The organism is Microbacterium sp. SLBN-146, assembly GCF_006715145.1.
GTDB lineage: Bacteria > Actinomycetota > Actinomycetes > Actinomycetales > Microbacteriaceae > Microbacterium.
Map to the genome: position 1 here is coordinate 1,740,553 of NZ_VFMR01000001.1, position 19,308 is coordinate 1,759,860.

The 19,308-nt window shown below is 68.9% G+C and carries 19 protein-coding genes and 1 tRNA gene; 10 read left to right on the plus strand and 10 right to left on the minus strand.

What is annotated here, in order from left to right; all coding sequences use genetic code 11:
- Window position 1 precedes the first annotated feature (1 nt).
- From FBY39_RS07455 to FBY39_RS07480, 6 genes are all read left to right on the plus strand, one after another.
- The gene (locus FBY39_RS07455) at window positions 2-994 is read left to right on the plus strand and encodes a sugar ABC transporter permease (RefSeq protein ID WP_141931530.1); all 993 of its coding nucleotides are present in this window, start codon (window positions 2-4) and stop codon (window positions 992-994) included.
- A 128-nt stretch (window positions 995-1,122) separates the two neighbouring features.
- Window positions 1,123-3,099, plus strand: coding sequence for a glycoside hydrolase family 13 protein (locus FBY39_RS07460; RefSeq protein WP_141931531.1), 1,977 nt, complete (start codon window positions 1,123-1,125; stop codon window positions 3,097-3,099).
- A complete protein-coding gene (locus FBY39_RS07465; protein WP_141931533.1) occupies window positions 3,096-3,908 on the plus strand; it encodes a hypothetical protein in 813 nt (270 codons plus the stop codon). The genes FBY39_RS07460 and FBY39_RS07465 overlap by 4 nt, the downstream gene beginning before the upstream one ends.
- Before the next feature lie 27 nt (window positions 3,909-3,935).
- Window positions 3,936-4,436 carry an FBP domain-containing protein gene (locus FBY39_RS07470; RefSeq protein WP_141931535.1) on the plus strand — a complete coding sequence of 167 codons (501 nt, stop codon included), beginning with the start codon at window positions 3,936-3,938 and terminating at the stop codon, window positions 4,434-4,436.
- Window positions 4,433-5,344, plus strand: a complete 912-nt coding sequence (locus tag FBY39_RS07475; protein WP_141931536.1) for a PfkB family carbohydrate kinase — start codon at window positions 4,433-4,435, stop codon at window positions 5,342-5,344. The genes FBY39_RS07470 and FBY39_RS07475 overlap by 4 nt, the downstream gene beginning before the upstream one ends.
- An 87-nt stretch (window positions 5,345-5,431) precedes the next feature.
- Window positions 5,432-5,513 (plus strand) — tRNA-Tyr (locus FBY39_RS07480).
- Between the two features lie 52 nt (window positions 5,514-5,565).
- Here FBY39_RS07480 and FBY39_RS07485 read toward each other — a convergent pair.
- From FBY39_RS07485 to FBY39_RS07500, 4 genes are all read right to left on the minus strand, one after another.
- Window positions 5,566-6,750 carry an IS481 family transposase gene (locus tag FBY39_RS07485; protein WP_141931538.1) on the minus strand — a complete coding sequence of 395 codons (1,185 nt, stop codon included), beginning with the start codon at window positions 6,748-6,750 and terminating at the stop codon, window positions 5,566-5,568.
- 159 nt (window positions 6,751-6,909) lie between these two features.
- Complete coding sequence (locus FBY39_RS07490) at window positions 6,910-7,371, minus strand: hypothetical protein (protein ID WP_141931540.1); 462 nt, start codon at window positions 7,369-7,371, stop codon at window positions 6,910-6,912.
- Window positions 7,368-8,363, minus strand: a complete 996-nt coding sequence (locus tag FBY39_RS07495; RefSeq protein ID WP_141931542.1) for a hypothetical protein — start codon at window positions 8,361-8,363, stop codon at window positions 7,368-7,370. Before FBY39_RS07495 ends, FBY39_RS07490 begins: the two co-directional genes overlap by 4 nt.
- Complete coding sequence (locus FBY39_RS07500) at window positions 8,360-8,920, minus strand: RNA polymerase sigma factor (RefSeq protein ID WP_141931544.1); 561 nt, start codon at window positions 8,918-8,920, stop codon at window positions 8,360-8,362. The genes FBY39_RS07495 and FBY39_RS07500 overlap by 4 nt, the downstream gene beginning before the upstream one ends.
- A 343-nt stretch (window positions 8,921-9,263) precedes the next feature.
- On the opposite strand from FBY39_RS07500, the gene FBY39_RS07505 reads away from it, so the two are divergent.
- A complete protein-coding gene (locus tag FBY39_RS07505; RefSeq protein ID WP_141931546.1) occupies window positions 9,264-9,695 on the plus strand; it encodes a hypothetical protein in 432 nt (143 codons plus the stop codon).
- Window positions 9,696-9,716: 21 nt separating this feature from the next.
- On the opposite strand, the gene FBY39_RS07510 is transcribed toward FBY39_RS07505, so the two are convergent.
- Together FBY39_RS07510 and FBY39_RS07515 are read right to left on the minus strand one after the other, a co-directional pair.
- Window positions 9,717-10,277, minus strand: coding sequence for a small multidrug efflux protein (locus FBY39_RS07510; RefSeq protein WP_141931548.1), 561 nt, complete (start codon window positions 10,275-10,277; stop codon window positions 9,717-9,719).
- A gap of 96 nt (window positions 10,278-10,373) precedes the next feature.
- Window positions 10,374-11,075 (minus strand): GPP34 family phosphoprotein, encoded by a 702-nt coding sequence (locus tag FBY39_RS07515; RefSeq protein WP_141931550.1) that lies wholly within the window; start codon window positions 11,073-11,075, stop codon window positions 10,374-10,376.
- A gap of 84 nt (window positions 11,076-11,159) precedes the next feature.
- Here FBY39_RS07515 and FBY39_RS07520 point away from each other — a divergent pair, with 84 nt between their 5' ends.
- Window positions 11,160-11,768: a TetR/AcrR family transcriptional regulator gene (locus tag FBY39_RS07520; protein ID WP_160133019.1), complete on the plus strand. Its 609-nt coding sequence runs from the start codon at window positions 11,160-11,162 to the stop codon at window positions 11,766-11,768.
- Between the two features lie 181 nt (window positions 11,769-11,949).
- Here the strand turns inward: FBY39_RS07520 and FBY39_RS07525 are convergent, their stop codons facing one another.
- The 4 genes from FBY39_RS07525 to FBY39_RS07540 are packed head-to-tail and all read right to left on the minus strand — an operon-like array spanning window position 11,950 to window position 16,095.
- Window positions 11,950-12,825: an anchored repeat-type ABC transporter permease subunit gene (locus FBY39_RS07525; protein WP_222115674.1), complete on the minus strand. Its 876-nt coding sequence runs from the start codon at window positions 12,823-12,825 to the stop codon at window positions 11,950-11,952.
- A complete protein-coding gene (locus FBY39_RS07530; protein ID WP_141931556.1) occupies window positions 12,819-13,598 on the minus strand; it encodes an anchored repeat-type ABC transporter ATP-binding subunit in 780 nt (259 codons plus the stop codon). Before FBY39_RS07530 ends, FBY39_RS07525 begins: the two co-directional genes overlap by 7 nt.
- Complete coding sequence (locus FBY39_RS07535) at window positions 13,595-14,533, minus strand: choice-of-anchor M domain-containing protein (protein WP_141931558.1); 939 nt, start codon at window positions 14,531-14,533, stop codon at window positions 13,595-13,597. Before FBY39_RS07535 ends, FBY39_RS07530 begins: the two co-directional genes overlap by 4 nt.
- On the minus strand, window positions 14,530-16,095 hold the full coding sequence (locus tag FBY39_RS07540; RefSeq protein ID WP_141931560.1) for an anchored repeat ABC transporter, substrate-binding protein: 1,566 nt from the start codon (window positions 16,093-16,095) through the stop codon (window positions 14,530-14,532). The genes FBY39_RS07535 and FBY39_RS07540 overlap by 4 nt, the downstream gene beginning before the upstream one ends.
- A gap of 99 nt (window positions 16,096-16,194) precedes the next feature.
- Between FBY39_RS07540 and FBY39_RS07545 the strand changes: the two genes are divergently transcribed.
- Both FBY39_RS07545 and FBY39_RS07550 read left to right on the plus strand, forming a co-directional pair.
- Complete coding sequence (locus FBY39_RS07545) at window positions 16,195-17,784, plus strand: TIGR03773 family transporter-associated surface protein (protein WP_141931562.1); 1,590 nt, start codon at window positions 16,195-16,197, stop codon at window positions 17,782-17,784.
- 46 nt (window positions 17,785-17,830) lie between these two features.
- Entirely contained in the window at window positions 17,831-19,303 is a 1,473-nt protein-coding gene (locus tag FBY39_RS07550) for a choice-of-anchor M domain-containing protein (RefSeq protein WP_160133021.1), read from the plus strand.
- The last annotated feature ends 5 nt before the right edge of the window (window positions 19,304-19,308 follow it).

Below are 19,308 nucleotides of genomic sequence, written 5' to 3' on the forward strand. Positions count from 1 at the left end.
CATGACGCAGCCAGGACTCCAGACGGGCGGTGGCGTCGCCGCCACGCCCGAAGGCTTCGAAGCCGGCACCCCGGAGGGCGGCAGGAAGCTCGACGTGACAGCGGCCCTCCGTCGCGACGAGCGGATCGCGTATCCGCGCCGACCGTTCCGCAAGTACTTCCGCGAGACGGGATGGCGTCACCTCGTCGGCGTCGTCATGCTGATCTTCTCGGCGTTCCCTCTGCTGTACGTGCTGTCGGCATCGCTCAATCCGGGCGGAACCCTGATGACGGCGAACTCGCTGTTCTCGACCGTGAACCTCGGCAGCTATGTCGAGCTCTTCAACCGTCCGCAGCAGCCCTACGCCGCCTGGTTCGGGAACACGCTCTTCATCGGACTGACGTCGGCCGCCGGCACCGTGCTCCTCGGCGCACTCGCGGCGTATTCGTTCTCGCGGATGCGCTTCACGGGCAGGCGCTTCGGCCTCATGACCCTCCTGCTCGTGCAGATGTTCCCGCAGCTCCTCGCGATGGTCGCGATCTTCCTGCTCATGAGCGGCATCGCCGAGATCTTCCCCGCGATCGGCCTGAACACCCAGATCGGCCTCATCATGGTCTACCTCGGCGGCGCACTGGGGGTGAACACGTACCTCATGTACGGGTTCTTCAACACCGTCCCCGCGTCGATCGATGAGGCCGCGAAGCTCGACGGCGCCGGCCACGCACGCATCTTCTTCACGATCATCCTGCGCCTCGTCGCGCCGATCCTCGCCGTCGTGGGTCTCCTGTCGTTCCTCGGCACGATGAGCGAGTTCGTGATCGCGAGCGTCATCCTCATCGATCCCGAGAAGCAGACCCTCGCCGTGGGGCTGTACCAGTTCATCTCGCAGGAGACGTCGCGCAACTGGAGCGTCTTCGCAGCGGGCGCGGTCCTCGCCGCCATCATCCCGATCGGCCTGTTCCTCGCGCTCCAGCGCTTCATCGTGGGCGGCCTCACCGCCGGCTCGGTCAAGTAAGCGCAGCAGGCTCTGCCACCGACCTGGCAGGATCGTCACGACAACTGAACAACAATCCGAGGGCTCTGTCATGGCGGGTGCGCCGTGCAACCACGACGCGCACCCACCCCCTCTCGAAGGAGACAGTCATGACCCCCCTCACCCCGCACCACGACGGCTCGCCGCTGTACGTGTCCGACATCGCGCCGCAGCTGGGCGACATCGTGCGCGTGCGCGTACGCGTACCCGCCGCGTACGGTCCGCTCACCGCCGTCCGCACGCGATCGAACCCCGATCACGAGCCCGAGTGGGCGGATGCCGCGCTCGTCGGCTCGGCGGACGGGTGGGACTGGTGGGAAGCGCCCCTCGCGGTGCGCAACTTCCGGCACGGATACCGCTGGCTCTTCGTGCACGAGAGCGGTCTCGTCGAGTGGCTCAATCAGGTCGGCATCCATTCGATCGAGACGCGGGACGACGATGACTTCGCCCTCGTCGCCCATCCGGCGCCGCCCGCATGGCTCTACGACGCCGTGATGTACCAGGTGTTCCCCGACCGGTTCGCGCGGTCGCCGCAGGCCGACACTCACCCGACTCCGGAGTGGGCGATCGCGACCGCGTGGGACGAGCCCGTCGACCCCGTGCTGCCCGGACGCTCGCAGCAGTTCTACGGGGGCGATCTCGACGGGATCACCGGCAAGCTCGACCACCTCGTCGAGCTCGGGGTCAACCTGCTGTATCTCACGCCCGTCTTCCCCGCCGCCTCCAACCACCGCTACGACGCGGCGAGCTTCCACTCCGTCGACCCGCTCCTCGGCGGTGACGACGCCTACGTTCGGCTCATCGAGGCGGCTCATGCCCGCGGCATCCGTGTCATCGGCGATCTCACTCTGAACCATTCCGGCGATCGGCACGAGTGGTTCGCGTCGGCGTTCGGCAACCCGGGTTCCGAGACCGAGGACTACTACTACTTCCTCGACGACGACAACCTGACGTACGAGTCGTGGCTCGGCACACCGACCCTCCCGAAGTTCAACTGGGCGTCGGAGGCGCTGCGCGCCGCTTTCGCGGATGGTCCCGACGCCGTCATCGCGAAGTGGCTGCGTCCGCCCTACTCCGCCGACGGCTGGCGGATCGACGTCGCGAACATGACGGGCCGCCTCGGAGCGATCGACCTCAACGCCGAGGTGCGTCAGCTGATGCGCCGGGCGATGATCGACATCAACCCCGAGACGATTCTGCTGGGGGAGTCGACGAACGACGCCGCGAGCGACCTGCAGGGCGACGGATGGCACGGAGCCATGACCTATCCGTCGTTCACGCGACCGCTGTGGGGCTGGCTCTCGCAGCCCACGGGCGAGCCGTACCTGACGGCCGAGGGCGAGGAGCGCACGGAACCCTGGTTCTTCGGACAGCCGATCGGCGGCATCCCGTCGTTCACGGCCCGTCAGTTCGTCGATGCCGTCGTGCGGTTCACGAGCGGGATCCCGTGGCGCGTGCGGCTCGGCAACATGCAGCCGCTCGACACGCATGACACGGGGCGGTTCGCGACGAACGCGGCACCCGGCACGATCCCGGTCGCCGTAGGCCTGTCGATGACGCTTCCCGGGATGCCGGTCGTGTTCGCCGGCGACGAGTACGCGTTGACGGGAGTCGACGGCGAGATGAGTCGCACGCCGATGCCGTGGGGGACGGAGGGTGAGCCCCTCGTCGCCGAGCGTCTCGCGCTGTACCGGCAGCTGATCGGACTCCGCCGGGAGCACCCCGTGCTGGGGACGGGCGGACTCCGCTGGCTCCACGTCGACGACGAGACGATCGTGTTCGTGCGGGAGTCGGCCGAGGAGTCGGTGCTCGTGCTCGCCACGCGCGGTGATGCCGACGTCGAGCTCGTGCCTGGAGTGCTCGCGGGCGTCACGGAGGCGTCGACGCTCGTCGGTAAGGCGACCTTCGCGACGGCAGCCGACGGGTCCGTCCTCCTCTCAGCCGACGGTCCGGCGTTCGCCGCATGGGCCCTCCCCGGCGTCGTCGCGCCCGAGGCCCACGTCGATGCCGACCTTCCGGCATCCGTCGGAGCTGTCGACGGGGCGCGGGCCGTGAGTCCCGCCGACCTCGTCGCAGAGACGCCGTGACGACGCCCGACCGTTTCGAGGACCTGTCCGACGGGCTCGCTCGCGGCGTGCGCGACCACGACGATCTGATCGGACTCGTTCTGCTGGGCTCCGCATCGGATGCCGCGCGCGCTCGCCGCGATGAGTGGTCGGACCACGACTTCTTCGCTCTGATCGCGCAGGGTCGGGGCGCTGCCGTGCGGCCCGACCTGTCGTGGCTCCCGGATCCGCACCGCGTCGCCCTCACGGCTCGCGAGGGCGAGATCGGCTTCGTCGCGGTGTACGACGACGGCCATGTGTTCGAGTTCGCGCTCGCCGAGCCCGCGGAGCTCGCCGGTGCCGTGGCCGAAGACGCCACCATCGTCGTCGACACGGGAGACGTGACCGCCGAGCTCATCGCCGCCGCGCGGGACCGGGCCGCGGCATCCGACACATGGGATCCCGTCAACGACACGCGACTCGTCCTGGTCAAGCTCCTGATCGGGGTGGGACGCGCCCGTCGTGGCGAGACGCTCGTCGCGGGGTCGTTCGTGCGTCAGTGGGCCGTCCAGCATCTCGTGCGCGCGGTGCGCGGGCGCTTCCCCTCCCGCTCGACCGCGCACCGGGATGCGATCGATCCTGTCCGCCGGTTCGAGCTCGACTTCCCCGCCGAGGCCGCCGCCATCGCCGACGCTGTCGCCGAGCCCGTCGAGTCGGCGGGGCGCGCGCTCTTCCAGCTGACCCGTCAACTGCTCGAGCCGGGCTGGGACCTGTTCCCGAGTCGCGGTGCCGATGCCGTCGCCGCGAGACTCGGGTGGCACGACGGTGCCGGTGGGCCCAGGCGTTCGTAGACTGGGGCGGAACGCCGAGGAGGTGGCATGCGCCCACTGACAGAAGACGACATCCGATCCGCGATCGTCAATGCATCGAGCGACGAGATGCGGGTGATGGCCGTTCCGGCCGACGTGCTGCTCGCCGACTGGGACCACCTCGACTTCTACGCGTGGCGCGACCCGCGCTCGCGGGATCGCGGCTACATCGTCATCGAGGTCGACGGAGAGCCGCGCGGCATCGTTCTGCGCGCCGCCAACGGCTCGTCGCACGCACGCGCGGCGATGTGCAACCTCTGCCACACGATGCAACCCGCCGACCAGGTCACGATGTTCAGTGCGCGCAAGGCGGGTGAGGCCGGCGAGCACGGAGACAGCATCGGCACGTACATCTGCGCCGATCTGTCGTGCCACGAGAACGTGCGGCTCGCGGCACCCCTCGCACCGAACGAGATCCGCGCGAGCGTCGATCGCCGCATCGACGGCACGCGGCACCGCACGGAGTCTTTCGTGTCGCGCGTGCTCGAGACCGCGGGGTCGCGGCGATGACCGGCCGGGTCGTCGTCGTCGGCGACGCGCTTATCGACGAACTGCGCGACGACAACGGCGTGCGAGAGTTCGTCGGGGGAGCAGCGCTCAACGTCGCGGTCGGTCTCGCGAGGCTCGGGGCGCCGGCATCCCTCGTCGCGATGATCGGCGACGACGAGGCGGGGGAGCGCATCCGTGCGTATCTCGCCGACTTCGGCGTGGATCTCCTCCCGACGATCTCGCCCTACGGCAGTGCCCGCGCCGTCAGCACGCGATCGGCGGGTGGGGAGCCCGTGTACGAGTTCAACAAGGCCGCGTGGGAGCGTCGCATCCGCTACGGCGATGAGGTCGCTGCGGCGATGGCCGACGCGGCGCTCGTCGCCGTGAGCTGCGTGCGCTTCGACGATACGGAGCAGACGGTCGAACTCGCTGCGGCCATCGGACCGACGAAGCTCGCGATCGACCCGAACCCGCGCACCGGGATGCTGCACGACCGGCACGTCTTCCGTGAGGGATTCGAAGCGCTCGCCGCCCGGGCCGATCTCGTGAAGGTCGGCGAGGACGACGCGCACCTTCTGTACGAAGAGCCGCTCGACGTGCTGCGCACGCGCCTCGTCGACCTCGGCGCCGGCGCCGTGCTGGCGACCTACGGGTCGAACGGCGCCGCGATCGACGTGGGCCGCGAGACGGTCACCCGGCCGGTATCCGATCTTCCGGGACGCATCATCGACACGATGGGCGCGGGTGACGCCGCGTTCGCCGCGACGATCGCCGCTGTGCTCGAGAACCCGCCACGGACGCGCGACGACTGGTCCGACGTGCTCGAGAAGGCGATGGATGCCGCCGCGGCGACGTGCCGATTCGAAGGTGCGCTGCTGCGTCTCCCTTCGTCCCTGCAGGGGATGGACCTCGACCGGCTCGGCACCTGACGCATCGATTTCTGGCAGTCGTCACGAACCGGTAAGATGGTGGATCGCGCCTCTGTTCGACTGGAAAAGCCGGGCAGGTGCGCACCTGGCGAGTTACCCAAGCGGCCAAAGGGATCTGACTGTAAATCAGCCGTCTTAGACTTCGGGGGTTCGAATCCCTCACTCGCCACCGTGTGATGAGTCGCGACATAGGAGTCATCTGAGTCGCGACATAGGTGACATCAAGAGAGAGAGCCCGGCCATCGGCCGGGCTCTCTCTCGTTGTTTCGCCAGTAGGTTCGGGCGGGGTCGATGGTGTTGGTCGCGATGATCTCGCCGGTCTCGAGGTGCACGACGGTGACGGTGTGTTCGTCGGCGATGAGGATGCAGCGTTTCCCGCGGTGTTCGACGCCGATGCCGAGGTGGTGCATGCGAGCGGCTCTGCGGAAGCTGATCTTCCCGTTGGTGCCGACGTGGTCGTGGCGGATTCGGTAGTGGACGGCGTCGGTGCGCGCGCCGGCGGGGAGGGCTTTCGGGGTCGCGGTGTAGGCGTTGGCTGGTGTGGTTCCGCGGGCGCGGTGGGGGCGGTGGGTGTTGTAGTGCGTTCGGAACGTGTCGAGTTGTGTGTGCAGCTCGACGATGTCACGGGCGCGTGGTCGGACGCCGAGCCACTTCTTCAGGGTCTGGTGGAACCGTTCGATCTTCCCTTGGGTTTGCGGGTGGTTCGGTGCGCCGTTCTTCTGCCGGATGTTCAGCGCGGCGAGGACGTACTCGAATTCGTTGCGGCCGCCTCCGTGGCGGGCGGTGTAGACGCGGCCATTGTCGGTGAGGGTGGAGGCGGGTGGTCCGTAGGCGTCGACGCAGGCGAGGAAGGTGTCCACGACGGTGCGGCCGGTGACGGGGCGGTGGGCGGTGCAGGACAGCAGCAGTCGGGAGTGGTCGTCGAGCCAGCTGAGGATCTCCATGTCGGTGCCGTCAGCCAGGCGCCAATGGGTGAAGTCGGACTGCCAGGTCTCGTTGGGCCGGTCGGCTTCGAACCGGACGTAGGAAGAGCGGGGACGTTTCCGGGGTTCCGGGGTGATCAACCCTGCCTGATGCAGGATGCGGCGGATCGTGGACGTCGATGGGGCGGTCAGTCCTTGCTGCCGCAGATGCCAGGCGATCGTGAGCGGTCCGGCGTCCGTCCCTGCCGCTGTCAGAGCGTGCCGCAGCTCCACGATCCGGTCACGGACACGTTCGGTGACCGCCTGGGGGCTGGTCAGCGGGGCTCGGGACCGCGGGTCGAGCCCGGCAAGGCCCTCGTCCCGGTAACGGGCGAGGAGCTTATGGAGATACTGCCGGGACATCCCGTACTCGGTCGACGCCTGGGTGACCGTGATCTCTCCGGCGACAATCTTCAACACCACGACCCGATGCTTCGACGACATGCCCGAGTGTCGCCTATGTCCCGACTCACGTGTCGCCCATCACTTGTCGCCTATGTCGTGAACCCAGACACCTCACTCGCCACCGATCGACTGAGGGGCTCCGCGTAGCGGGGCCCCTCAGTCGTTTCCGCCTCCGCGGCTACAATCCTCTGCCCCGCGTCAGCAGTAGACGTTCGTGATGCTCGACCAGTACGTCGAGGGCACGTTCGCCCACGAGTTGGCGCTCGCCCACGCGCGCACCGTCGTCACCTGGCGAGCGCTCAGGATGCCGCTCGAGCGGGCGTTGGCGATCGAGCGGACCTGGCTGAGTGCCGCGGTCGACTTCTGACCGCACGTCGACCACGACAGCTGCGTGCCGGCGAGGCCCGTCCCGGAGTAGGCGCAGATGCTGCCCGTCGCGCACGAGCCCACGGCGCGAAGCATCCCGTTCGGAACGTCAACGCGCATGCCCGTCTCTGGCCACGCTGCCGAGTAGTAGCCTTCGGCGACACCGCCCGGTACCGCGGCCAGGGCGTAGGCCACGTCGGGATGAACATCATTCTTCTCTACGGCGCCGGCCATGGCCGGGGTGCTCAGCGCGAGCGCGACGCCAACCGCGATCGCTGCGAGAGCTCGTCTCATTCGGGATCCTTCCAAAGGGTGTACGAGATGACGGTGCCATCTGGTACCCCCAGGGCATCGTCGGGTGAGAGCACAGTGCGCTCGACACCGACGATACGGCCTGTGCTCGCGGACAGCAGCAGGGTCGCTTCTCTCTCATCCGCGCCCGGCGCGGCGATTCCGACGACTTCGCGCCCCAGGCGGTCCGTCGTCGTTCCGAGCGGGCGTAGACCTTCGTAAACGAGCAGACCCTCCAGCAGGTCGGCGTGCTGATCCGCGGTGAGCGTCCATTCCGTGAGGAGGCCCGCGACGGCGAACAGCGCGTCGCCGGGATACTGCGGGTCAGGAGCCACGAGCGCGTAGAGCTGGGCGATGTCGTCGGCGTCGAGATCCGCGGCATCCGGGAACGCCGCTGGATACTCGCCCGGACCGTAGACGCGATCATCGATGACCGCCCCGGGGGCCCACGTGTCGTCGTCGGGCACCGCGCTCTCCCCGCCGTCGGCGGGGAAGGGCTCGCCGGCGATCGTCACCATCCTCCCGGAGAGGTCGGCCGCCCAGGTCAGCTCGGTGACGATCGGAAGGATCGAGAGGACCTGTTCGGGGGAGCCGGCTTCGTCGACCGACAGGTTCCACGCGGTCGAGGCCGATGTTCGCTCCGCGACAGCGGGTTCCCCCGAAGCGCGCAGAAGCTGTGTAGCCGTCGTGACTGTCTCCTCGACGGTGGCGGTGGTGCCCTGGTACACGAGCGGCGCGGGTCCCCACGCGGCGGCGGGGGAGGTGCCGAAGATCGTCAGGAGTGACACCGACAGCACCGTCAGGATGGCGAGGGCCGCGGCCAGCGGAGTCAGCAGGGTGAGTGCCAGTCGGCGGGTGCGCGGTGTCTGCCGGCGGGGTGTCTGCTCGACGATGCTCGCAAGGATCGTCTGCTGCCGCAGCGTCAGGGAGTCGCCGGAGTGAGGCGGCACGGGAGCGCTGGCGCGCAGCATCCGGTCGAGCTGTTCGTCGTTCACCGCTCACCTCCGGATCCCGAGTCACCCTGTGTCGAGTCACCCAGCGTGGAGTCACCCAGCGCCGAGCGCAGTGCTGCTCGCGCCCTGTGGAGTCGCGTCCACACGGTGCCCTCGCGGATCTTCAGCACTTCCGCGACCTCGGCCGCGTTCAGGCCGTCCCAGTAGGTCAGGCGCACGATCTCACGGTCCTTCTTCGGGAGCCGGTCCACCGCATCGGAGAGAGCGAGCCTCTCGTCGTGCGGAATCGCTTGCTGAGCCGCCTCCTCGACGGAGTGCGATATCGAATCGACTGCCGCGGCCGAGCGGTAATGCTCCCGCTGCGCATCGCGCATCTTGTGCATCGCGGTGCGGATGAGCCACGGCAGTCCGAAGGGATCGTGGGGATCGAGATTGTGCCAGGCCGTCTGGAACACCTCGGACGCGACGTCTTCGGCTGCGGTGGGGTCGCCGATGTTGCGCTGGATGTACCTCGTCACTCGCGGGAAGTACGTCGTGAACATCTCGCGGAACACCGCTTCTCGGAACAGGCGTTCCTGTTCCGCGGTGTCGCTGGTCACGTGTCGGTTCTCCGGGCTTGCAATAGGTCGGTGTCGCCAATGTAACCGCCCCTCACGCCTCGCAGGACCAGATTCGGCATCTTGCGCGCGCTGCACAGGACGCCAGGAGGGAGGATCCGGATGCCGCCAGGACCGCACTCGCCGCGTCGCTCCGAGGAGAAGGGGTGCGCCGTCGCTGAGCGACGGCGCACCCGGCGCGGACACCGCCACCCGAAAGCAGTGCCCCGCAACGAGGGGAAGCCGAAAAGTCCCTCCACTATGTAGTCGCTTGGGAGAGCGGATTCCTTACAGAATTGCTCAAACTTTTTTTGGGGAGTTTTTCCGACCCCGCCATACTGGGGCCGTGAGCAACCCGCGGGGGCGACGATTCGACCCGATCCACCTTGTCGATGTGCTCGTCTATCTCGTCGTGCTGGGACTGTTCACGCAGTTCTTCCCGAGCGTCATCTCGGAGTCGTTCTCGGTGTCGCTCATCACGGCGATCCTCTTGAAGCTCGCGCTCGAACTCGTCGTGCGGGCGAAGTCGGCCGTCATCACGCGCTTTCGCGCCGCCGCGAGTCCGGTCGGAAAGGTGCTCCTGGCGCTCGCGCTCGTCGCGACGGGAGCGGGCAGCAAGTTCCTCGTGCTGTGGCTGACGGACCTCTTGCTCGGCGACGCCGTTCACCTCGGAGGGTTCTTTCTCGTCACGGTGCTCGTGATCACGCTCGTCCTGTCGCGGACGGGCGTGCGGCTCTTGCTCCAACCACGAGCGGCGGTCACGCGAGAGATCGCGTAGCCGCCGCTGTCGCGGCATCCGTCAGCCCACGACGAGTGCGAGGACCCCCGTCGCGACGGCCGTCGTGAGACCCGTCCACAGCAGGATCGCGATCGCCTGCCACAGCAGCACCCAGCCCTTCGCGACGCCGGAGGCGACGAGCATGGCGGAGGTGAACTGCGTGGGCAGGGCGAGCGGACCGAGGAGGCTCGCGCCGGGGACGCCGAAGCGGACGAGGAAGCGACGGAATCGCTGACGGCCCTTCGACTCGGGCTTGGACTCGGTGGCATCCGGTGCCGAGGACACCGCCATCGTCTCGGTCGACCCATCGGACATGACCCGCGCCGCTCGCGACCGGGCACGGCGGGCGACGATCGCGCTTCTGATGCGGGATCCGAAGAAGACCACGACGAAGACCGACAGGAAGTTGCCGATCGCGGCGGCGAAGAACGCGACGAGCGGGTGGAGTCCCGCCCAGACGCCGAGAACCGAGGCGAGCTCGCCTTCGACGAAAGGAATGGCGCCGGCGAGGACGACGATGAGGGGCTGGATGAGGTCGGGGACCTCGGACATGAGGTCTTGCAGGCCTTCGATGATGTTCATGGGGAGTTCCTTCCGGGCGCGCCGAAGCAGCGCCCGTGTACTTTCAGGCGCGCCGACGCAGCGCCCATGGCGATGGATGGAGGGAGGGAGGGGTGGTCAGGCCCGGGTGGCGATGATGCTCGTCGCGACGACGGAATTGACGACGATCGCGGTCATCGTTCGCGTGATGGCCTCGGATGCCGCATCCGCACCCCACTCGCCGCGCTCGAGTTCTTTCGCGCGCTCGATGACGGGCGAGGTCCACGGGATCTCGCGATCGAAGACCGGCAGTGAGCCGCTCGCCGAGAGGAGGGCTGCCAGGGCGGCCGTCCGGGAGTCCGGGATGCTGCCGTCGACGAGGGCCGAGCGCACGCCCGAGATGAGGTCGACTCGGCGTCCGGTGTCGCCTTCTTCGAGGGACTCGGTCGGTATGAAGCCCAGCACTTTGCCTTTCGTGCGGCGGAGGTCGCCGCGGGCGACGAGCCGCTCGAGGATCGGCGCTCGCAACTCGGGTCCGATGGCAGCGAGGACGGTCTGCACTCCGCGCGGTTTCTCGGCGATGTACTCCCACGCCTCGCGCAGGATCTCGTCGTCGGGGGCGGTGTCGACCGACACGCGCACGCGCGTCTGACCGAGCGGGCCGTCTTCTGTCGTGATGTGTCCGCTCGCGGCAAGGTCGGCGAGCACGGCTCCGGCGAGAACGTAGAAGAGCGTGTTCTCTCCCGCGATGGTGCCGGAGTCGGGCTGGAAGAGGAGCAGGAGAAGGTCGTCGGCGACGCCGACGCGCGTCGTGGTCTCGTCTGCGTGATCGGTGCTCATGTCGAGCCTTCTTTCTGCGGGGATGTCCGCTGGGAAGACTCTAGCACACTGTACTGGTACGGTGTACTAGAGTCTACGATCGAGGTGACACAGGAACGGGGGCGCGAGATCGACACGCGAGAGAAGATCGTCGCCGCGGCGACCGAGATCATCCGGGAAGGCGGGGACGCCCGGCCGAGCGTCCGCGCCGTTGCCTCCCGGGCGGGCGTCGGAGCCAGCACCCTGCGCCACTACTTCCCCACGCAGCGCTCGCTGCTGGATGCCACGCTGACGGAGCTGTACAGCGAGGCGATGCCGGACATCCGGATCCGCGACACCTCGGTGCCTGCCCGCGAGCGGCTCATCGAGTGCCTGTGGCATCTGCTGGAGCCGTTCAGCACGCAAGCGGCCGCGCGAGCGGCGTGGAAAACAATCTACGAAGCGTTCATGGCGCCCGAAGCGACCGAAGAAGCGCGTATCGGTTATCTCGTACTCGTGCGGCAGGCGCAGCAGCGTATCGAGTCGTGGCTCGCGATCCTCGACGCCGAGGGGGCTCTGCAGCCGGGGTCCCGCGAAGAGCAGTCGCACTTCCTCATGGCGGTCGTCGACGGGCTCTCGCTCGACCGGGCGTTTCCGACCGTCGACGAGCGTCCCACGTTCGAAGCGTCGACCCTTCGCCTCGCCGTCGAGGCCCTCGTCCGCCCGACCCCGTAGCCCCTTCTCGCTCACTTGTCCCAAAGTGCGGCCTCCCGCCCGAGCATCCCGCCCTTTGCGACAAGTGAGGGATCGGCCTCAGCGCGCACGGCGGGCGTTCACTTGTCTCATATGGCGACCTGGACCGCGGGCAGCCCGCCATTCGCGGCAAGTGAACCTGGTGGAAGGGGTGGATGCAGGGTCAGGGGGCGACTGCCGCGGGGCGACGGGCCCAGCGACTGCTGAGGATCCCGTGCTTCGGAGCCAGGAGCCACGCCCCGACGAAGAACGCCGTCGCGACGAGGACGATCGTGCCGCCCGCCGGGAGGTCGACGCTCCACGACAGGTAGAGCCCGACGATCGCGCTGACGGCGCCGATGACGGGAGCCAATGTCATCATGACCCCGAGCCGGTCGGTGAGCAGCCGCGCCGTCGCGGCGGGTGCGATCAACAGGGCCAGGACGAGGACGTTGCCGATCATCTGCACCGACAGGACGACCGCCATCGCGACGAGCGCGTAGAGGAGAAGATCGAGCGGAAGCACGGGCACCCCCGCGGCACGCGCCATCTCGCGATCGAGCGTGATCAGCACGAAGTCGCGATGGAAGAGGAAGACGAACGCAAGGATGAGAGCGCCGCCGATCGCCACGACGACCACATCCTCGTCGGGGATTCCGGTGATCGAACCGAACAGGAACTGCTGCAGCGATCCCGCGTATCCCGGCGCTTGGCTGATGATGACGATCCCGAGCGCGAACGCCGCGACGAACAGCACGCCGATGATGCTGTCTTCGCGAAGGCGGCGGTTCTGCGAGAGGAGCGCGACGAGCACCGCCGTCACGACTCCCGCAACGGCTCCGCCCAGCACGAGGTTCCCCTGCAGGACGAACGCGACGGCGAGCCCGGGGAAGACGGCGTGCGCGACCGCGTCGCCGATGAACGCCATGCCGCGCAGCACGACGTACGTGCCGACGACCCCGGTCACGATGCTCGACATGATCGCCACGACGAGCGCTTTCGGCAGGAAGGCGAGGTCGGGATTGAGGAGGTCCTGGATGAAGTCGACGGGACTCAACACGGGACGCTCGCAAGAGTCGGATCCCCGGATGCCGCGCGCACGACCGCGAGCATGGGGTTGTCCGGCCTCACCTGGAAGGTGTGCATCCACAGCTCCGGCGAGGTGAGGTGCGCCGGAGCGGCATCGGCCTGCACGGTGCGGTTGAGGAGGATCACGCGCGAGCAGTCGTGCAGGGCGGCCGCGATGTCGTGCGTCGTCATGACGAGCGCGCACCCTTCGCGAGCGAGTTGCGAGAAGAGGTCCATGAGGTGTTCGACCGTCGGCATGTCGAGGCCCGTGAACGGCTCGTCGAGCAGGAGGAGCGGCGGCGCGAGGGCGAGTGCACGCGCCACGAGAACGCGCTGACGCTGTCCGCCGGACAGTTCGCCGACAGGACGGTCGCGCAGGTGCGAGAGACCGACGCGGTCGAGCGCCTCGTCGGCTGCCCGGTAGTCGGCCGCGCGGGGGCGGCGGAATCGACCGAGGAGCGCTGTCCGCCCGGTCAGGACGGTGTCACCGATCGAGATCGGGAAGTCCCACGCGAACTCGTGCCGCTGCGGCACGAGGCCCACCGCGGAGCGCGAGCGCGATGCGGGCCCTCCCTGGACACGGATCGTCCCGCTCGCCGCGGGGATCATGCCGAGGATCGCGCGGAGGAGGCTCGTCTTTCCCGCTCCGTTAGGCCCCAGGACGCCGACGAACTCGCCACGATCGACGCGCATGCTGACGTCGTCGAGCACGCGGCGGCGCGCGAGGTCGACGCTCACGTGCTCGACCTCGAGGACGCCGCTCATGCTCCATGCTCCGTGCGCGGGGTCTCGCTGCGGGCCGCTCGACGGGCGCGCCGCGAGGCGACGCTTCCGACGACGACGCCGACCGCGAGGACGACAGTGATCCCGCCCGCGATGATCCAGGGCCAGGGCGCGGCATCCGTCTGCTGCTCCGCATCCGACTCGGGAGTCGCATCCGCTGCGGGCGAGTGGACCGACGACGTCAGGGCGAACGCTTCGTCGGGCGCGGTGCCCTCACCGACCGCGAACCGCAGAGAGCCGGATGCCACGACCTCTTCGCCCGCGATCGTCGTGGCGGCGAACGCGACATCGACGAGATACGCACCGGGTTCGCCGAAGACCCAGTTGGCGTGGGTGTGCGTGTTGAGCTCGATCCATGCCTCTTGCGGGTAGGCCTCCCGCGAAGAGAAGAGCACGTCGGGTTCGCCGAAGCTTCCGCTCTGCAGGAAGACCGTGACGGCGCCGGGGCCCGTGATGCCGGTGACGCGCAGAGTGACGCCGCGGTCGACCGCCTCGAGGACGCCGGGATCCTGCGTGTTCCACCCCACCCACACGACGCCCGGAGCCTCGGTCTGCGGCACGACGTAGGCCCGTTCGCCCGGCGTGAGGTCGAGGAACTCGAAGCCCTCGGTCGGCACGTCGCGGGCGGCGGCGTCGGTCACCGCCAGTACGACATCGTCGCCGCTCCGCCATACGGGCGGCTCGGCCGAGTCGTCGTGGAGCCGCAGCTGCCACTGGCCATCGCGATGCAGGAGGCCGAGGTCGACGTGTCCCTCCGAGATGACGGCCTGGCCGGTGGCATCCTGCTGGTCGTCGTCGATGTCCTGATCGAGATCCGATACGGGGGTGACCGCTGCGAGAGCGAGGGCCAGGAGTGTTGTCGCGGCGATGCGGCGGAAGGGAAGCTGGCGGCGCATGAGTGCTTTCGTTTCGGTCATCGGGTGAGGCAGTGGACGAGAGAGTCGGCGTTGAAACGCATCATGTCGACGTAGGTCGGCACCTCGTCGTCGAGTGCGTCGCTGTAGATGGGGCACACGGCGATGTCGGCCTCGCGCGCGACCTCGGTGAGGGTGGACGACCGCGCCGCGAGCGCGGGCTCGAGGAACACCGCCGGCACCTCGAGCGTGCGGATCGTCTGGGTGAGCCGCTTACGGTCGGCGATGCTCGGCTCGGTCGCGGGGTTCGGCGTCACGAAGCCGGCGATCGTGAGGTCGTACGCGCGTCCGAGGTAGCCGAACGCGTCGTGCGCCGTGACAAGCGTGCGTCGAGAGGGCGGTATGGACGCCACGGCGTCGCGCACGTACGCATCGAGTTCGTCGAGTTCGTCGATGTAGTCCGCGGCGTTGCTGCGGTAGAGCGCCGCGTTCGCGGGGTCGACCGCGACCAGCTCGTCGGCGATCGTCTTGACGTACGCGATCGCGTTCCGCACGTTCTGCCACAGGTGCGGGTCGATCTCGCCGTGGACGTGTCGTCCGAGGACGGCCTGCGGCAGCTGATGGACGAGCGTTCCCGCGCGTCCGAGGAAGCGGTACGAGGGGTCTCCGGGGATCTCGAGGGCGGCCTTGCTGGGCACCGAGATGACGACATCCTCGAGGTCGAACCGCTCGCTGTGCGTCTCGGAGGTTCCGTGGGTGTGGTCGGCGATGACGAGCATCCGTCGCCCCTCGAGGTCGACCGTGAGGTCGGTGTGGCCGGAGTCGAGCACGGTCGCGCCCGCGCGGACGCCGTGCGGATCGACGCCGACGGCGAAGGTGACGGTGCCGCCCGCGACGGGGATGCTCGGCTCTCCGGGCACGGCCGCGAGGCGGGCCGAGAGGTCGAGGGTGTAGACGCCGGGTTCCGTGAACGCCCAGCTGACGTGCGTGTGCGCATCCGGCGGCAGGGTCGCGGTGTCGTCGCGGTATCCGGATGCCTCGTCGAAGCCGTCCGATGAGTCGACGTAGACCGTGACATCGCCGAACGACCCCGTGAGGTAGGCGAAGAGGTCGCCCGGACCGGACGCGCGGGTCGCACTGACGAGCACCGACGAGGAGCGGTCCGCACCCTCGGACCTGCCATCTCCTTCGACGCGCAGTCCGAGCCAGATGGCGTCGAGGGCGACGTTCTCGACGAGAGGGATGATCTCGGCTGCGTGCTTCACAGCGCTCTCGGCGAGTGCGATGTTCGGCACGTCGTCGCGCAGATTGGCGTCGAGGGCCTTCACGATGCCCTGTTGCTCGAGAAGCAGGTAGTTGGTGAACGCGATGTCCGCGTACACGATGTCGCGGACATCGCGGAGCGTCGGCTCGTGGCTGTGCGGGTCGGCTCCTGGGGGCACGAGAGACGTCACGCCGACGGCCGATCCGCCGACGTTGCCGACGAGGTCCGCGAGGATCTGCGTCGTCGCGACAATGCGCAGCGGGCCGCCGGGCGGGGGAATGTCGGATGCCGCGGCGCATCCGGTCAGCGCGACGAGAGTGCCGAGGAGGGCGGCACTGGTGGCGCGGTGGCGCAGACGCATGGGGGCTCCGGTTCGGGTCGATGGGGATGTGCGAGCGACCGTGTCGATGCTATACGTTAACGATAATCATTCTCATTACGGAAAGCCCGCGCTCCCCCCATGGCACCCACCCGATCGCTCGACCCTGCTCTTCGTCCGCCCCGCCGCTCCTTCATCAGGGTGATCGCTGCGGGAGTCGGTCTCACCCTCGGCATCGCGGGTGCCGCTGTCTCGGTCGTTCCGGCTGCGGCGGATGCGGCACGCGTCCCGCTCGCGGGAAGCGCGCCCATCGTGATCTCGCTCGCCGACGACGCTCTCGTGCTCGACGACTCTGCGGGAGACGACGTCGTGTATGCCGCCGGCGACGATGCGGGTCTCTCCTCGGCCGGGGTCGAGTGGTCGACGAGCGGCGTCAGCCTGGACACCGTGGCGCCGGAGCCGGACATCACGCTGCAGATTGTCGCGCTCGACGGTCCCGGCGATCTCGAGATCCTCGACGCGACCGGCGCGCCGCTCCTGCAGTCCGCGTCGAACGGGCGTGCCGAGGCCATCCTCGCCGCGGGCGAGAGCGGCTCCGGCACGTGGAGCTTCACCGAGCCGGGGGAGTACACGATCGCGCTCGAAGCCGCCGCGACGCTCGCGGACAGCGAGACCGTGGCATCCGAGCCGCGTACGTACCGCATCTTGGTCGTCGACCCCGCGGCGGTGCCGGTCGAACAGCCGGTCGAGGTGCAGCCCGCCGAGCCGTCTGCGCCCGTCGACCCCGCTGCGCAGGCGGCTCGACAGGCATCCATCTCTCCTCTGGCGGCATCGGCCGACGACGCAGACGTCGAGGCTTCCGTCGCCGCGACGGCGACGCCCATTCCGACGCCGTCGGCGACGCCGGAGGCCGAGCAGTGCATCGCGACGCCCGTGACGACGACGGTGCGCCCCGACAACGTCGGCGTCGTGTCGTCGGGACACCTCGATTTCGGTCCCGTCGTCGACGGAAGCGAGATGCGCGCCCTGTTCAAGGACGACCGCCAGTCGCCCGCGCAGTGGGTCGATCCGGGAACCATCGTCATCCACCTCGCCGACAATGCCTCCGTGCAGGCGCCCGGAGGAGACTTCGCTTTTCTCGGCGGCGGCACTGTGTGGCAGATCCCGCTGACGCAGGATCCGGGCATCCCGTGGCTCGGGTGGAACACGCAGCATCCCACGATCGCGGGACACACGAACGGCACGATCGCGCTGACACTCGACGGTGTCGACGGGCCTGGCGACCTCGTCGTGTACTCGCTCGACTCGTGGGGCGGCGTCGGCAACCGCTACTTCGGCACCGTCGACGGCTTCCCCCGCAGCACGGCGATCGAGGTCGGCGGCAGCGGCGTGCACGTCCACGGCATCTGGGCGTTCACGCAGCCCGGCGCCTACCACGTGACCCTCACCTTCTCGGGAGACGTCGACGGCCAGCAGCGTTCCGGGACGAGCGTGCTCACGTTCTTCATCGGATCGGGGGATGCCGCGTCCGCGGCGCGCGAGCAGACGGTCACGACCTACGTCGGACGCACCGCCGACGGCGAGGAGTGCACCGTCGCGCTCGCCGACACGGGGCTCGATGCCTCGACCGCCGACCTCGCCGGCCTCTCGGGAACCCTCGTCGTCGTGGGCCTCGCCCTCTTCGGCGCCGCCGCCCTCGCTCCTCGTCCCCGCCGCTCGCGCGCGTCCTGACCTCACCCCGGCCACAAGGCCACAACCCATAGAAAGGATGTCCCCGATGACATCTCTCCGTTCCCGTCCACGGTTGACCGTGGCAGCGGTCGCGGCGCTCGCCGTCGGAGCCTCCGTGCTCCTCGCAGCGCCCGCGCACGCCGACGATATCGCTGAACCGATCAGCTTCGACACGGGTCACATCGACACGTTCAACATCGCGGTGAATGACGACGGCAGCATCCGTCTGAATCTCCAGGAGGACGTGACCGGTTCGCACGTGCAGCGCACCCCCGAGTCGGTCGAGCTGGTCGTGAAGAACTCCGCGTACCAGGAGAACCTGCCGTCGGCCTACCTCCCCGTCGGGGCGCCGACGTCGCTGTGGTACCTGCCGCTGACGCAGGACCCCGATCTGCTGTGGCCGGGCTGGAACAGCCAGGGCGCCGCGGGCGCGTGGGGCGGTCAGTCCACCGTCGACATCGTCGTGAGCGACGTCGACGGTCCCGGTGACGTCTACCTCTGGTCGTCGGGCACGTTCGGCGACCCGCGGACGCTCCTCGCCGACGGCGCGTGGAAGTTCCCCGGGACCATCCGGCAGACCTTCCTCGCTCACTCGCACGCCAACTGGGGCTTCACGGCCGCGGGCACCTACAAGCTCACGGTGCAGGCGACGATCACGAGCGCCGATGGTGCGCGGACCTCGACGTCCGAGGTCGAGACCTACACGTTCGTCGTCCAGGGCGACGCGACGGAACAGCCGCCGACCGACGTGACGCTCGGCATCGAGAACGTGGGTGCGCACTACCACACGGGTGATGTCGCGTCTCTCCGGGCCGTGCCGTCGGAAGACGTCTCGGACCACTTCCACTGGTTCACGCGTGCATCTGCTGACGCGGAGTGGGAGGTCGTCAGCGGCGCCTTCAGCTCGACGTACGGCTTCATCGTGACGAGCGAGCAGCAGGTCAAGGCGGTCCTCTACGACGGCAACCACACCGCCATCGCCGAGAGCGCACCCGTCGACATCCACATCGACGACCACGGCAACACTCCGGGCGTCGGACCCGAGATCAACGTCTCCCTGCCCGCGAACGAGGGAGCCCTCGTCCTCAGCGTCAGCGCGGAGGGCGAGTCGACGACCCTCAGCGACCTCACGCTCAGCTCGACCGCCGACCGGTACGAGTCGACGGGGTCGCTCACGGGCATCACGGTCACCGACACCCGCGCAACGGCTCCCGGATGGTCGTCGTCGGGCCGTGTCCGCGCGCTCGCGAGCGTCGACGGGGGAGTCCTCGACGGCAAGTACCTCGGATGGACGCCGAAGGTCGTGAGCTCGTCGAGCGGCCAGACCGTCACCGCCGGTCCGGCCGTCGCTCCCGGCTTCGCCGCGGGCAACGGCATCAAGGGCTGGAGCGTCCTCGGCTCGGCACCCGCCGGTGCATCGGTCGGTACGGCCGTTCTCGGTGCGGACATCCGTGTCGAGGCGCCGACCACGATCGAGGTCGGCGACTACGCCGGCATCGTGCTCATCACCGTCATCTGACACCG